We start from the raw sequence: 13,806 nt of genomic DNA on the forward strand, positions 1-13,806 counted from the left end.
CTCGGCGACTTCCGAGCGCGCCTGGCGTTCGGGGATGCCGGGTTTGGCGTTGCCGCCGCGGGCGCCCTTGCGGGCCTCGTCGCCGACGCGGCGGACGACCTGCTGGATGTCGTCCCAGCCGACCCAGCCGGCGAGCTTGGTGGCGTAGGCCTTGCGGAGGGCGAAGTCCTTGATCTGGGCGACGACGGGGACCGCGCGGCGCAGCGCCTCGACCTGGCCCTCGGGGGAATCCAGGTTGTGTTCGGCGAGCAGGCCGCGGATGACGAACTCGTACAACGGGACTCGACGGGCGACCAGGTCGCGGACCGCGCCGTCGCCGTTGCGCTGGCGGAGCTCGCACGGGTCGAGGCCGTCGGGGGCCACGGCGATGTAGGTCTGGCCCGCCAGTTTCTGATCACCGGAGAAGGCCTTGAGGGCGGCGGCCTGGCCGGCGGCGTCGCCGTCGAAGGTGTAGATGATCTCGCCGCGCCAGAAGTTGTCGTCCATCAGCAGGCGGCGCAGGATCGCGAGGTGCTCGTCGCCGAAGGCGGTGCCGCAGGAGGCGACGGCGGTCTTGACGCCGGCCAGGTGCATGGCCATGACGTCGGTGTAGCCCTCGACGACCACCGCCTGATGACCCTTGGCGATCTCGCGCTTGGCCAGGTCGAGGCCGAAGAGCACCTGAGACTTCTTGTACAGCAACGTTTCCGAGGTGTTGATGTACTTGGCGGTCATGGTGTCGTCGTCGTACAGCCGGCGGGCGCCGAAGCCGATGACCTCGCCGCCGAGATTGCGGATGGGCCACAGCAGGCGGCGGTGGAAGCGGTCCATGGGGCCGCGCTGGCCCTGCTTGGACAGGCCCGCGGCCTCCAGCTCCTTGAAGTCGAAACCCTTGCGCAGCAGGTGTTTTGTGAGGGTGTCCCAACCGCTGGGGGCGTAGCCGCAGCCGAATTGGCGGGCGGCGTTGTGGTCGAAGTTGCGGTCGGTGAGGTACTTGCGGGCCGCCTCGGCCTGATGCTCGCCGAGCTGCGCCATGTAGAACTCGTGCGCGGCGGCATTGGCGGCGACCAGGCGGGCACGGGTGCCGCGGTCGCGCTGGACGGAGGTGCCGCCACCCTCGTAAGTGATCTTGTAGCCGATCTTGTCGGCCAGCTGCTCGACGGCCTCGACGAAGCCGACGTGCTCGATCTTCTGCAGGAACGCGAAGGCGTCGCCGCCCTCACCGCAGCCGAAGCAGTGGTACACGCCGTGATTCGGGCGGACGTGGAAGGACGGGGACCTCTCGTCGTGGAAGGGGCACAGGCCCTTCATCGAGTCGGCACCGGCACGTTTGAGAGCGACGTACTCCCCCACGACATCCTCGATCCGAACACGTTCACGAATCGCCGCGATATCGCGGTCCGGAATACGGCCTGCCACGGCAGCGAGTCTAGCCGCGCCCCACCGACACACTCGACCGGGACGCACGGCTGGACGCCGGACCGAATGCCCTTTCCGGCGCATGCCAGGATCTATCGGTGCTCAGCCTGTACCACGACGCCCGGACGCCGGTGCATACCGTGCCCGCCGGGGCGAAGCTGCTGGTACTGGCGGCGACGGGGACGGCGTTGTTCTTCGTGCCGTCGATCTTGTGGCTGGCGGTCGCTCTCGCGGTGGTGCTGGGTTTGTATGGGGTGGCTCGCATTCCGTGGCGGACCACCGGGCGGCAGGTGCTCGGGCTCGCGCCGTTCCTCGCGTTGATCATGGTCGCGCAGTTGATCTTCACCGGCCGGCAGAGCGCGATCCTGGTCGGCGAACGCCTGCTCACCCTGGTCCTGCTGGCCAATCTGGTGACGCTGACCACACGCACCTCGGCCATGGTCGAGACCATCGAGCGGATACTTCAGCCTCTGAAGCCGCTGGGTGTCCGCCCCGATCGCGTCGGACTGCTGATCGCCATGACCATCCGATTCATCCCGGTCATCCGTGAGCAGGCCGAACTGGTCCGCTCCGCCCAGCGCGCCCGCGGCATCGAGCGATCCACCGTCTTCCTGGTCCCGCTACTGATCCGCACACTGCGCATGGCCGACGGTGTCGGCGAGGCGCTGGACGCCCGCGGCCTGGACTGAAGGGGCCGGAGCGCGGCCATTTAGGATGCCTCGGTGCGTAGTAGGGATTTGGCGCAGATCGCGCTGTTCGCGGCAATCATGGTGGTTCTGGGCTTCTTCCCGCTGATCCAGTTGCCGGGTGCGTTCGCGCCGTTCACCTCGCAAACCCTGGGCGTCATCCTGGCCGGGTCGATTCTGGGCGCGAAGCGCGGTGCGCTGGCGATCCTGCTGTTCGACGCGATGGTGTTCGTCGGCCTGCCGGTGCTGCCGGGCGGGCGCGGCGGGCTGTCGGTGATCATGGGGCCGACGGGCGGGTTCGTGATCGCCTATCCGATCGGAGCATTGGTGATCGGCTTGCTCACCGAGCGGGTGTGGCGGCATTACAACCTGCCGATCGCGCTGCTGATCAACTTCCTGGGCGGCGCGATCGTGCTGTACGCCATCGGGATTCCGTGGATGGCCGCGGCGGCGCACATTTCGCTGGTGAAGGCGTTCACCACGTCGGTGGCGTTCATCCCGGGCGATATCGTGAAGACCGTGATCGGCTCGCTCGCCGCGGTGGCGGTCCGCAAGGCGTATCCGATGATTCCGGCGCGGGCATGATCGAGCTCGAGGGCGTCTCGCATCGGTTCGGGGAGCGCGAGGTGCTGAGCGGTCTCTCGCTGAACCTGAGCGAGAAGCGGATCGCCGTCATCGGCTCCAACGGCTCGGGGAAATCGACCTTCGCGCGGCTGCTCAACGGCTTACAGGTGCCCAGTGACGGCCAGGTCCGGGTCGACGGCCTCGATACCCGCAAGCAGGGCAAGGCCGTTCGCAAGCTGGTCGGCTTCGTCTTCCAGGATCCGGATGTGCAGATCGTCATGCCGACGGTCGCCGAGGATCTCGCCTTTGGGCTCAAGCATCACGGTGTCGCGAAATCGGAGATCCCGGAGCGGGTGCGGGAAACCCTCGCCGAGTACGGCCTGGCCGAATTCCACGACCACCCGGCGCATTTGCTCAGCGGCGGGCAGAAGCAGCTGCTGGCGATCGCCGCGGTGCTGTCGGTGCGGCCGAAGTACGTGGTCTTCGACGAGCCGACCACGCTGCTGGACCTGCGCAACAAGCGCCGCATTTCCCGTCTGCTGCACGAACTTCCGCAGCAGTTGATCGTGGTGTCGCACGATCTGGAGCTGCTGGCGGATTTCGATCGGGTGCTGGTGTTCGACGAGGGACGACTGGTCGCCGACGGCTCACCGGCCGACAGCATCGCCGCCTACCTGGCCATGCACGCCGGCTGACGTCACTCCACTCGCCCGAACAAATGCCGCCGCACATGCGCGTTCAGCTTCTGCCCCGGCCGCGCGTTGAATGCCATATGCACGCTCACCCGCGGAATCTCCCCCTGCACCGGCGTCACCCGATGCCGTGACCGCCGCCCGGCATGCAGCACCAGCGTGCCCGGCACGGTCGGCAGCATCTTCACCATGTGCCGGTGCCGCATCGGCAGCCCGCCCCCGCGTTCGATGAAAGCCCCGGGCAGCGGAATGTATTCGAGCCCGCCGCCCCGCTCGGGCGCGACGATGTGCAGCATCACCGTGTAATCCGACATGTCGTAATGCCAGTCCTGCACGTCCCCGTTCTCGTGGATCTGCACCGTCATCGCGCCCAGCTCGTCGGCGGACCGATGCGCCTGCTCCCCCACCAGCTGGGATACGAACTCCCGCAACGGTTCCCAGTTGTACAGCGCCTTCAACGGCGAGGAATCCGGGATCCGGTCGTAGGCCACGGTGTATTCGAACCGCATGGCGTCGCCCAGACCGTCCGACAATACGTCCGCGGCCATCTCGGTCACCATTGCGGGCCGCAGGAATTCGGGCAGCACGGTGACACCGCTGACCAGAAAATCCGCCTGGGACCGCTCGATCACCTCGCGCAGGCGCGCGACGGACCGCCGGTCCAGCGGATATCTGTCCAGGTCGACAATGCCGTCCACCTCGCGTGTCATCGCGCCCCCTGCCGCTGAATTCGCCGGATTCAGGGTATCGCGGCGGCGACTCGTTCCAGGCGGCTCTCGGTGTAGGACGCGATCTGGTCGACGATCACGCGGACCCGGGCGGTGTCGTCCTCGGCGGTCTCCCACCAGGGCAGCAGCAGCCGGTCCAGCCCGCGCGGGGCGACGGCGAGCAGCGTATTCGCCACCAGCAGGATGCGTTCACGCTGCCCGGCCTGGCGCACCTGGTGGATGGGATCGGAGAGCACGTAGCGCAAGGCCATGGTCTTGAGCACCGCGACCTCGGCCGCCACCACCCGCGGCACCTCCAGATCGGCGGCGTAGCGCGACAATTGGCGACCGCCCCAGCCGGCGCGGGTGGCCTCGACGGCGGCGGTGGCGAAGCGGCCCACCAGATCGCTGGTCAGGCTCTTCAAGGCCACGGAGGCGCGCAGCGAGCCGTCGTACTCGGCGGCCGCGGACACCACCGGCATCTCCGAGAGCCGTTGCGCGGCGGCCACCAGTTCGTCGGTGGTCAGCGAGGGATGCTGGCGCGCACCGAGTTCGGCCAGGGCCGCCTGCTCGACCGGATCGGCCAGTGCCCGCAGATCGATGCGGCCGACGATCACGCCGTCCTCGACGTCGTGCACCGAGTACGCGACGTCGTCGGCCCAGTCCATGATCTGCGATTCCAGGCATTGGCGGCGGTCCGGCGCGCCCTTGCGGACCCAGTCCAGCCGATCCATGTCCACGTCGTACGCGCCGAACTTGGAGCCGGGACCGGTTCTGCCCCAGGGGTATTTGATGACGGCGTCCAGCGCGGCCCGGGTCGGGTTGAGGCCGAAGCTGTTGCCGTTTTCGTCGATCACCTTCGGCTCCAGCCGGGTGAGGATGCGCAGGTTCTGCGCATTGCCCTCGAAACCGCCGTGCTTGTCGGCGAATTGGTCGAGGGCCTTCTCGCCATTGTGGCCGTAGGGCGGGTGCCCGATATCGTGCGCGAGCCCGGCCAGATCCACCAGATCCGGATCGCAGCCCAGACTGTCGGCGATGCTGCGGCCGATCTGCGCGACCTCGAGCGAATGCGTCAGCCGGGTGCGCGGGGTGTCACCGTCGCGCGGACCCATGACCTGCGTCTTGTCCGCCAACCGCCGCAAGGCCGCCGAATGCAGGACCCGCGCGCGATCCCGGGCGAACTCGCTGCGCCGCGCCGGGCACGGCGACCAGCTCAGCCCCGCGGTCCGATCGGTCTCGGGCACCATGCGTTCCCGATCGGCCTCCGAGTACACCCGGTCATAGTCGATGCGCGCGTTCATAACTCACTGGTCCGCCGTGTATTTGAAGTCCGCCGAGAAGTGGGTCAGCTGATACCACAGCAGCGCGAAGGTCTCCCGGAAAATGCCGTGCGCCTGCGATTCCCGCGTGTAGACCGCGGGCCCGGTGCGGGTCGGCGCGGTCCACGCCTTCAGCCCGGCATCGCGCGCCATGGTCCGGGTGCGTAGCGAATGCCAGGGGTCGCTGACCAGCACCACCGAGGTCTTGCCGCGCGCCAGCAGGGCCTTGGACACCGCCTCCACGCTCTGTAGCGTGTCGGAACCGGTTTCGACGGCCAGGATCCGATCCCCCGGCACGCCACGGTTTTCCAGGTAGATCTTGCCCGAGGCCGCCTCGGTGTAATTGTCGCCGACCTGCTTGCCGCCGACGGTGACGATCATCGGCGCGATCTGCTTGGTGTACAGCTTGTGCGCCTGATCCAGCCGCGCCTGGAACACCGAGGACGGGGTGCCGTCGTACTGGGCCGCGCCGAGGACGACGATGGCGTCGGCCGTGCTGTAGTCGTCGATGCGGGCCACCTGCCAGACCCGGACGGCCGTGCCGCCGACCACCAGCACGCCCATGACGAGCGCGCCGGCCAGCAGGCGCTTGGTCCAGCGCCAGACGCCACTGACGCACCCGCCCTGCTCGGATGTGGGGTCGGTCATGTCTCGAACCAGCCAATCCGGCTCGACGGGACGGTTCCGGAGTTTTACCAACCGCGTCGCCGCCACTCGGGCAACTGCGGACGCTCGGCACCGAGGGTGGTGTCGTCGCCGTGGCCCGGGTACACCGCGGTGTCGTCCGGGTAGCGGTCGAACAGCTTGGTCTCCACATCGCCGAGCAGCGAGGTGAACTGCTCCGGATTCATTGTCCGGCCGACGCCGCCCGGGAACAGCGAGTCGCCGGTGAACAGATGGGTGCGGCCCGCGCCGTCGGTGAACGCGAGCGCGACCGAGCCCGGGGTGTGCCCGGCCAGGTGGATGGCCTCGAACTCGAGCTCGCCGACCCGGATCTTCTCGCCGTCCGCGAGTAGGCGGTCCGGCTTCACGGGTAGTGGCTCGGCGTCGAGGAGGTGGGCGGCGGTGGGAATCTCGGTCGCCGACACCACATCCCGCAGCGCCATCCAGTGATCGCGATGCTGGTGGGTGGTGACGATGAGCTCGACCCGGCCGGGGGCCTCCTGGCCGAGGAGCTCGAGAATCCGGTCCGCCTCGTTGGCGGCGTCGATGAACAGCGCCGCGCCCGTGGCCGTGCACTGCACCAGATAGGTGTTGTTGTCCATGCCGCCGACGGACATCTTCACGATGCGCGCGCCCGGGACCTCGCGCTGCTGCGGGTTGGAGCCGGGGCTGACGTGTCCCGTGTAGGGAGAATCGATCGTGATCACGTCCCCGATGGTAGTCATCGACGCCGACACAATGTGCGGAAGAAACCGACCCTCCCCGTTCCGCGGCTAGATTCAGAGGATGCGGCTACCGAAGCAGCTGTGCCTCGTCGTGACCGGAATGCTCCTGGCCCTGGCCCTGGTCGGCGGGCGCGCCGCACCGGCGCACGCCGACGAGCCGCTGCGGCTGCCGAGCTATGTCACCGACAACGCGGGCGCCCTCGATCGCGGGCAGACCGCCCAGCTGCAGCAGGCCGTCGACTCGCTGTATTCGCGCGACCACGAGCGGCTGTGGGTCGTATACGTGCGGAACTTCAATGGGATGGACTCGAATTCGTGGGGCGAGCAGACCGCCCGATTGTCCGGATTCGGGGATCGGGACGTGCTGCTGTCGGTCGCGGTCGACGACCGCGCTTACGCCTTCACCGGGACCGTGCCGAAATCGGTCAGCGACAAGGATCTCGACCGGATGCTGGTCGACCAGGTCGAGCCGAAGCTGCGGGCCGGGGACTGGGCCGGGGCCGGATTGGCCGCGGCGAACGGGTTATCGCAGGCCATGAGTGATTCGGGCGGGATCGGCCTGGGGAAACTGCTGCTGATCGCGCTGGTCGTGGTGCTGGCGGTGCTCGCGGTCTGGCTGTGGTCGCGGCGGCGCAAGGCGCGGCGCGAGCGGGCGGTGCTGGAATCGGCGCGCAAGACCGACCCGACCGATACCGCCGCGCTGGAGGCGCTGCCGCTGGTGGTCCTCGACGTCCTGTCCAAGGAGACCCTGGTCGACACCGACAACGCGATTCGCACCAGCACCGAGGAATTGCGGCTGGCCACCGACGAATTCGGGGCGACGGCCACCGCGCCGTTCACCGCCGCGCTGGAGGCCGCGAAAAAGGCGCTGGCCAAGGCGTTCTCGATCCGGCAGCAGCTCGACGACGACATTCCCGAGACGCCGGATCAGCAGCAGCGCATGCTGATCGATCTGATCAGCAGCTGCGGCAGCGCGGACCGGGATCTGGATGCCAAGGTCAGCGAATTCGACGCCATGCGGAACCTGCTCATCAATGCCGGGGACCGGCTCGACGCGCTGACCCGGGATCTGGTGGCGCTGACCGCCCGCATGCCGGGTTCGGAGGCGACGCTGACCCGGCTGGTGGCCGCGCATCCGGCCTCGGTGCTGGCGCCGATCCGCGACAACGTGAGCATGGCCAAGGAGCGAATCGGATTCGCGGAGAAGGCCATCGAGGAGGGGCGGGACGCGGTGGCCAAGCCCGTCGGCCAGCAGGGCGCGGCGGTGGCCGATATCCGGGCCGCGGAATCGGCGGTGGATGCGGCGCGGACCTTGCTCGATGCCGTGGACAGCGCGGCCGTCGATATCGATCAGGCGCGCGCCGGGTTGCCGGGCATCATCGAGGAATTGCGCCGTGACCTGGCTGCGGCCGGGGAGCTGTCCGAACATGGCGGTACCGAATTGCCCAGTGCCGCAGCGGCCGCGCGCACGGCGCTGGATCAGGCGACCGCCGGCGCGACCACCAATCCGCTGGGGGTCTTCCGGCAGGCCGTGGCCGCGGACACCGCGCTCGATCAGGCCATTGCCGCCGCCACCGATCGCAAGCGGGCCGCCGAGGAGCTTCGACGCCGCCTCGATCAGACGCTGACCGCGGCCCGCAGTCAGATCAACGCGGCCGCCGATTTCATCAGCACCCGGCGCGGTGGCGTGGATGCCGAGCCGCGCACCCGGCTGGCCGAGGCGCAGCGCAGTCTGCAGGAGGCCGAACAGCTTTCGGGCTCCGATCCCGGCCGGGCCCTGCAATCCGCCCAGCGCGCGGCCGAACTCGGCTCGCGTGCGTTGCACACCGCGCAGGCGGCGGTCAACGATTGGCAGGCCCAGCAGCAGCGGCTGGCCTCCGGCTCGCGGTCGCAGTCGGGCGCGATTCTGGGCGGGATTCTGATCGACGGGATGTTGCGCGGGATGGGTGGTGGATACCGTGGCGGCGGGGGCGGTTTCGGTGGCGGCGGCGGGTACGGGCCCGGCTCGTTCGGTGGTTCCGATGGTTCCCGGCGGATCAGCCGTGGCGGGCGGTTCTGAGGCTCGACCATCTAATTTGGGCCAATTCCGGTGCCGTCCGACAATTTCCGTGCCCCGGACCGGTCTACCTACTCGGAGACATCCGTCCTTCGAGCAAGGAGCAGATCATGACCCGTCCCACCGTGGCATCCCGGAGCGACTGGCTGGCCGCCCGCAAGGCATTGCTGGCTGAGGAGAAGGAGCTCACCCACCGGCTCGACGCATTGGCCGCCAAGCGGCGCGAACTGCCGATGGTGCCGGTCGACAAGGCGTACGTGTTCGAGGGCGAGCACGGAAAGGCCACGCTCGCAGACCTTTTCGACGGCCGCCGGCAGCTCATCCTGTATCACATGATGTGGCGCTGGGACCTGGACGCGGGCTGCCCGAGCTGCGCCCTGCTGCTCGACAATGTCGCTCACATCGAGCATTTGCGGCACAAGGACACCAGCTTCGTGGCGGTGTCCCGGGGCCCGTGGGACAACCTCGCCAAGTACCGCGCCCGGATGGGCTGGACCTTCCCGATGTACTCGTCGTACGGCAGCGACTTCAACTACGACTTCCACGTCACCATGGACGAATCGGTCGCGCCGGTCGAGTACAACTACCGCACCAAGGCCGAGCTCATCGCCAAGGGCGAGCCCTGGTTCACCGAGGGCGAGCAGCCCGGCACCAGCGTCTTCTGGCGCGATGACGACAATCGCGTGTTCCACACGTACTCGTCGTACTCACGCGGTGGCGACATCCTGATCAATACCCACAACTATCTGGACCTGACGCCGCTGGGGCGTCAGGGTCATGTCGGCGAGGCCGTTCACCACGATATGTACGACGAGTCCCCGGAACCCCACTGCCACTGAGGGTTCAGAACAGCACGCCCTGGATGCAGGTGTCGGTGACCAGTTCCCGGTCGCCGTAGCGCACGGCGGACGGATCCCATTGCGCGCCGAGACCTTCGACGAAGGTCTTGGTCACGTCGAGGTCGGCTCGGTCGGCGACGAGGATGAGGGTGCCGTCCTTGGTGACCGAGCCGCCTACCAACCGATCGCGCGCGACGGGATCGGCGAGGAGTGCGTCATGCAGGCGGGTGACGTCGACGCCGGGGACGCGGACCAGGAAGCCGTCGGAGCGTTCGTTGTCGGGCGGCAGATAGGCGATACCCAGTACGGCTTCCTGATTGTGGCGCAGCCGCAGGTCATCGGCGATCCAGCAGAGGTTCTCGCTGCCGGTGCAGGCCAGATCGAAGCGGCGGGAGGTCTCGTAGGTGATCTGCTGGTTCTGGTCCGACCAGAAGACGCCGTCGACGGGTTCGGACCCGTTCACCGTCCCCAGCTCCATGAGCGCGTTGAGCCGCACCTCGGTGTCGAACAGCGGGAGCTGGTCGGACAGGCGCGGGTCGGCGGGATCGGTGATGGTGGCGGTGTTGGTGGTGGCGAACAGTTCGGCGGTGGTCTGGTTCGGATCGCCCGGCGCGCAGAAGGGGCCGAGGGCCTGGGCGGTCCCCGAACCGGCGGTGAGCAGCGCCCCGGTGAGCGCGACCACGGCGGTCAGGACGGCCGCGATTCTCGCAATGATCATTTCGGATATCACCTCTGTGGAGAGTGTCGAATCCCCGCGTTCGAACGAAATGAGAAGTATTCGAATTGTATTGCGATACGGCGATACGGGGCGCGGTTCGACCAGGTTCAACGATCTTCGCTACAGCCAGCCCAGGCGTTCGGCGGCGCGGACGGCCTCGGCACGGGTGCGGGTGGCGGTCTTGCCGATGGCCGAGGAGAGGTGATTGCGGACGGTGCCCTCGGAGAGGTGGAGTTGCTTGGCGATGGCGCCCGCGGTCGCGCCGTCGGCCGCGGCGGCCAGCACCTCGCGTTCGCGGGCGGTCAGGGGCGAGGTGCCCGCGGTGAGGGTTTCGGTGGCGAGGGCCGGATCGACCACTCGCAGGCCCATGTGGACGCGGCGGACCGCGTCCGCCAGCTCCCGTGCCGGGGTGTCCTTGACGACGAAACCGCTGGCCCCGGCGTCGATGGCGCGGCGCAGGTAGCCGGGGCGGCCGAAGGTGGTGACCATCAGGATGCGGACTTCCGGATGCGCGGCATGCAGCTGGGCGGCGGCCGAAATGCCGTCCAGGCCGGGCATTTCCACGTCCAGCAGGGCCACGTCGGGAGACGTGCGTTCGACGGCGGCGAGCACCTCGTCACCGCGGCCCACCTCGGCGACCACGTCCAGGTCCGGTTCCAGGCTCAACAGCGCCGCGAGCGCACCCCGGACCAGGGCCTGGTCGTCGGCCAGCAACAGTTTGATCATTTCGGCTCCTTGCTCGCCGGAAAGCTTGCCAGCACGCGGAATCCGCCTTCGGGGCGAGTGGTGAAGGTCAGGGTGCCGCCGGTGGACTCGATGCGTTCCCGCAGACCGGACAGGCCCGACCCGAGGCGCGCGGTGTCGCGCCCGCGCAGTCCCACACCGTCGTCGGACACCTCGATGCTGGCGGGGGTGACCCGCACCCAGCAGTGTTTCGCGCCGCTGTGGCGGACCACATTGGTGACGGCCTCGCGCAGCACCCAGCCGAAGACGACGCTGTTGCGGACCGGCAGTTCATCGGAATCCGGTAGCACGGCCTCGATTTCGGCGGCGCTGAGCGCGGTGCGGGCATTGGCGATCTCGCCCGCCAGCGAAACCTCGCGCAGGCCACCGACTGTCGTGCGCACCCCGGCCAGCGCCTCGCGCGCCAGCTTCTCGATATCGGCCAGCTCGGTGCGGGCCCGCTCCGGATCCAGATCGATGAGTCGTTGCGCCAGCTCGGTTTTCACGGTGATGACGGTGAGCGAGTGCCCGAGAATGTCGTGCACGTCCCGCCCGACCCGCAGTCGCTCCTCCGCCACCGCGAGGTCGGCCAGCTGCTTGCGGGCCAGATACAGCTGGTGGTTGCGGGTGAGGATCACCCGCAGGACGCCGACCGCGAAGCCCGCCAACGCGATCGCCTGCATGAGCGAGTAGTTCGGCCGCTCCCCGGTGGCGACCTGCGGCAGCACGGTCGTCGCGAGCAGCAGTCCGAGGATCAGCGGGATCGCCCAGCGGGGCGGGAGGGTGAAACCGATGAAGGAGGCCAGGAAGACCCCCATCCCCAGCACCTCGGTATGCAGGGTCACCGTGGCCGCGGCCATCAGCGCGGCCTGGAGTCCCAAGGGGAACAGCACCGTCCACAGGTGCGGGTTCGGCGGCCAGGGTCGGCGCACCGAACCCCACGCCACCAGGATCCAGTACGACGCGACGTACACCACCCCGAAGGCCAGAATCACGACGATCGTGTACGCCCGCGCCACCGGACTCTCCAGCGTCCATGCCTTGTGCAGCGGGTCGATCAGATAGATCAACCACGCCGCCGAGAACAGCGCCCCCAATCGTCGCCGCCGCCTGACGCCCTCGTCCTCCTCGTCCACAGCACCGGACGCTACCCGCCCGTCCGGCGCCGTCCGCATGACGGATGTCATGACCCGCAGGTCATGAATTCGACTCAGGCCGTCACGGTGACCGTGTGCAGGCCGCCGGGGCCGAGCGGGAACGGTGGGCGGTCGTCGGGATCCTGGACCGTGCCGGAGCGGCTGGTGACGCGGGCCTGGATGGTGTGGGTGCCGGGCGGGAGGTCCACGATGGTGCGCCAGCGCCGCCAGGCGGCGGGTGCCAGTTCGGAGCCGAGTTCGACCGGGATCCAGTCGGTTTCGTCGATGCGGATCTCCACGCCCGCGACGCCGTGCGGTGGCGCCCAGGCCACGCCCGCGACGGTGAACTTGCCGGACCCGGACGAGCCGCCGCTGGCCACGTCGATGCGGGCCTGGGGGCGCACCCACAGCGGCTCGGCGGGCCAGCCGCGCTTCCACCAGTAGTCGACGTGGGTGTCGTCGGCGAGTTCGAGCTGCGTGGTCCACTTCGCGCCGGAGTACTGGCCGTAGATGCCGGGCACGAAAACCCGTGCGGGGAAGCCGTGTTCGGGCGGCAGCGGTGCGCCGTTCATGCCGATGACCAGGTAGCCGGGCCATTCGCCGGTGCGCAGGGGCTCCAGCGGCAGGGAGATGGTGTAGCCGTCGACGGCGCGGGTGACCAGGCGGGTGGCCCCGGATTCGGGGACGGCGTGCTCGAGCAGCGCGGTGAGCGGGACACCGAACCAGCGGGCATTGCCGCAGCGGCCGGAGCCGACGGTGTTGTGCACGCACACCATGACGGCGTCGAATTCGACCGCCTGCTCGGCCAGATCGGCCAGCGACAGGCGCAGGCGATGGGCGACCAGGCCGTCGATGGACAGCCGCCACTGGGCCGGGTCGATGCGCGGCGGACGCGAATTCACGTCCGCCACATAGAATTTGCTGGTCGGGGTGATCAGCGGTGACAGGCCCGGCTCGGTGCCGATGCCGTCCTCGGGGACCGGAGCGTGCGAACCCATCGGGCCGATGCGGCGGACCCGCTCGCTGTGGCGCTGATCCTCGCGGCGCAGCAGGGTCTCGGCGGCGCCGAGCATGCCGATTCCGGCTGTGGCCCAGAGGAATTCGCCGCCGAGGTCGGCGGGTTGGCGTTTCAGGCCGGAGCGGAGGACGGCCGCGGCGGCCACACCACCCAGCGCTCCCGGGACCGACCGGTTGGCACTTCGGAGCGCCGCTGCCGCCGTCCCGGCGCCGAAGGCCGCGGCGGCGGGTGTGCGCAATCGGCGTGGCAGCGCGGCCATTCCGGCTGCCGCCGCGACGCCCCAGAGCGCGACACCGAGGCGCGTCATCTCCTTGTCGTGCTCCCCCGCCTGGGCCACCATGGTCTCGACCACCTGGACGGGCGCGTAGTCGGCGGCCAGCCGCCCGATACCGTCGAGCAGGGATCCGCCCCGCGCAGCGGCGATCAATTCGCCCGCGCCGAGCGCACCCAGCCCGACGGCCGCCGCCCCCAGCAGCCGCTTCTTCTTCTCCACCGACACCCGCCCGTTAACCGACACCTGCTCGAACCTTCCGTAGCCGTCCGGGTTTCCAGCGACCATTCT

The 13,806-nt window shown here is 69.0% G+C and carries 14 protein-coding genes; 5 read left to right on the forward strand and 9 right to left on the reverse strand.

What is annotated here, in order from left to right:
- The coding region (gene dnaG / locus ACAM49_RS11525) for a DNA primase (protein ID WP_369635456.1) at positions 1-1,398 on the reverse strand (1,398 nt) is incomplete at its 3' end.
- Positions 1,399-1,496: 98 nt separating this feature from the next.
- Between dnaG and ACAM49_RS11530 the strand changes: the two genes are divergently transcribed.
- Genes ACAM49_RS11530 through ACAM49_RS11540 form a run of 3 tightly spaced genes read left to right on the forward strand, consistent with a single transcriptional unit; the run spans position 1,497 to position 3,343 of the window.
- Entirely contained in the window at positions 1,497-2,087 is a 591-nt protein-coding gene (locus tag ACAM49_RS11530; RefSeq protein WP_369635457.1) for an energy-coupling factor transporter transmembrane protein EcfT, read from the forward strand.
- A 33-nt stretch (positions 2,088-2,120) separates the two neighbouring features.
- A complete protein-coding gene (locus ACAM49_RS11535) occupies positions 2,121-2,669 on the forward strand; it encodes a biotin transporter BioY (RefSeq protein ID WP_369635458.1) in 549 nt (182 codons plus the stop codon).
- Positions 2,666-3,343, forward strand: a complete 678-nt coding sequence (locus ACAM49_RS11540) for an energy-coupling factor ABC transporter ATP-binding protein (RefSeq protein ID WP_369635459.1) — start codon at positions 2,666-2,668, stop codon at positions 3,341-3,343. The genes ACAM49_RS11535 and ACAM49_RS11540 overlap by 4 nt, the downstream gene beginning before the upstream one ends.
- A gap of 2 nt (positions 3,344-3,345) precedes the next feature.
- Here the strand turns inward: ACAM49_RS11540 and ACAM49_RS11545 are convergent, their stop codons facing one another.
- From ACAM49_RS11545 to ACAM49_RS11560, 4 genes are read right to left on the reverse strand one after another with little or no spacing between them, the layout of a single operon-like run.
- The gene (locus tag ACAM49_RS11545; protein WP_369635460.1) at positions 3,346-4,050 is read right to left on the reverse strand and encodes a hypothetical protein; all 705 of its coding nucleotides are present in this window, start codon (positions 4,048-4,050) and stop codon (positions 3,346-3,348) included.
- Positions 4,051-4,079: 29 nt separating this feature from the next.
- The gene (locus tag ACAM49_RS11550) at positions 4,080-5,348 is read right to left on the reverse strand and encodes a deoxyguanosinetriphosphate triphosphohydrolase (RefSeq protein ID WP_369635461.1); all 1,269 of its coding nucleotides are present in this window, start codon (positions 5,346-5,348) and stop codon (positions 4,080-4,082) included.
- 3 nt (positions 5,349-5,351) lie between these two features.
- Positions 5,352-6,014, reverse strand: coding sequence for a YdcF family protein (locus ACAM49_RS11555; RefSeq protein WP_369635462.1), 663 nt, complete (start codon positions 6,012-6,014; stop codon positions 5,352-5,354).
- Between the two features lie 44 nt (positions 6,015-6,058).
- Entirely contained in the window at positions 6,059-6,754 is a 696-nt protein-coding gene (locus tag ACAM49_RS11560; protein WP_369635463.1) for an MBL fold metallo-hydrolase, read from the reverse strand.
- A gap of 61 nt (positions 6,755-6,815) precedes the next feature.
- Here ACAM49_RS11560 and ACAM49_RS11565 point away from each other — a divergent pair, with 61 nt between their 5' ends.
- Together ACAM49_RS11565 and ACAM49_RS11570 are read left to right on the forward strand one after the other, a co-directional pair.
- On the forward strand, positions 6,816-8,813 hold the full coding sequence (locus ACAM49_RS11565) for a TPM domain-containing protein (RefSeq protein ID WP_369635464.1): 1,998 nt from the start codon (positions 6,816-6,818) through the stop codon (positions 8,811-8,813).
- A 107-nt stretch (positions 8,814-8,920) separates the two neighbouring features.
- Complete coding sequence (locus ACAM49_RS11570; RefSeq protein WP_369635465.1) at positions 8,921-9,649, forward strand: DUF899 domain-containing protein; 729 nt, start codon at positions 8,921-8,923, stop codon at positions 9,647-9,649.
- Positions 9,650-9,653: 4 nt separating this feature from the next.
- Here the strand turns inward: ACAM49_RS11570 and ACAM49_RS11575 are convergent, their stop codons facing one another.
- From ACAM49_RS11575 to ACAM49_RS11590, 4 genes are all read right to left on the reverse strand, one after another.
- Positions 9,654-10,367 (reverse strand): hypothetical protein, encoded by a 714-nt coding sequence (locus ACAM49_RS11575; protein ID WP_369635466.1) that lies wholly within the window; start codon positions 10,365-10,367, stop codon positions 9,654-9,656.
- 120 nt (positions 10,368-10,487) lie between these two features.
- Complete coding sequence (locus ACAM49_RS11580; RefSeq protein WP_369635467.1) at positions 10,488-11,093, reverse strand: response regulator; 606 nt, start codon at positions 11,091-11,093, stop codon at positions 10,488-10,490.
- Positions 11,090-12,226: a sensor histidine kinase gene (locus ACAM49_RS11585; protein ID WP_369635468.1), complete on the reverse strand. Its 1,137-nt coding sequence runs from the start codon at positions 12,224-12,226 to the stop codon at positions 11,090-11,092. Before ACAM49_RS11585 ends, ACAM49_RS11580 begins: the two co-directional genes overlap by 4 nt.
- Before the next feature lie 74 nt (positions 12,227-12,300).
- Positions 12,301-13,761 (reverse strand): molybdopterin-dependent oxidoreductase, encoded by a 1,461-nt coding sequence (locus ACAM49_RS11590; protein WP_369635469.1) that lies wholly within the window; start codon positions 13,759-13,761, stop codon positions 12,301-12,303.
- Positions 13,762-13,806: the final 45 nt, after the last annotated feature.

The organism is Nocardia sp. JMUB6875 (assembly GCF_041154655.1).
Lineage (GTDB): Bacteria > Actinomycetota > Actinomycetes > Mycobacteriales > Mycobacteriaceae > Nocardia.

What these genes read in the sequence shown, in the direction of transcription:
- ACAM49_RS11540 (WP_369635459.1), top strand. Translation starts at nt 2,666, where the DNA reads ATGATCGAGCTCGAGGGCGTCTCGCATCGGTTCGGGGAGCGCGAGGTG.
- ACAM49_RS11545 (WP_369635460.1), bottom strand. Translation starts at nt 4,050, where the DNA reads ATGACACGCGAGGTGGACGGCATTGTCGACCTGGACAGATATCCGCTG.
- ACAM49_RS11550 (WP_369635461.1), bottom strand. Translation starts at nt 5,348, where the DNA reads ATGAACGCGCGCATCGACTATGACCGGGTGTACTCGGAGGCCGATCGG.
- ACAM49_RS11555 (WP_369635462.1), bottom strand. Translation starts at nt 6,014, where the DNA reads ATGACCGACCCCACATCCGAGCAGGGCGGGTGCGTCAGTGGCGTCTGG.
- ACAM49_RS11560 (WP_369635463.1), bottom strand. Translation starts at nt 6,754, where the DNA reads ATGACTACCATCGGGGACGTGATCACGATCGATTCTCCCTACACGGGA.
- ACAM49_RS11565 (WP_369635464.1), top strand. Translation starts at nt 6,816, where the DNA reads ATGCGGCTACCGAAGCAGCTGTGCCTCGTCGTGACCGGAATGCTCCTG.
- ACAM49_RS11570 (WP_369635465.1), top strand. Translation starts at nt 8,921, where the DNA reads ATGACCCGTCCCACCGTGGCATCCCGGAGCGACTGGCTGGCCGCCCGC.
- ACAM49_RS11575 (WP_369635466.1), bottom strand. Translation starts at nt 10,367, where the DNA reads ATGATCATTGCGAGAATCGCGGCCGTCCTGACCGCCGTGGTCGCGCTC.
- ACAM49_RS11580 (WP_369635467.1), bottom strand. Translation starts at nt 11,093, where the DNA reads ATGATCAAACTGTTGCTGGCCGACGACCAGGCCCTGGTCCGGGGTGCG.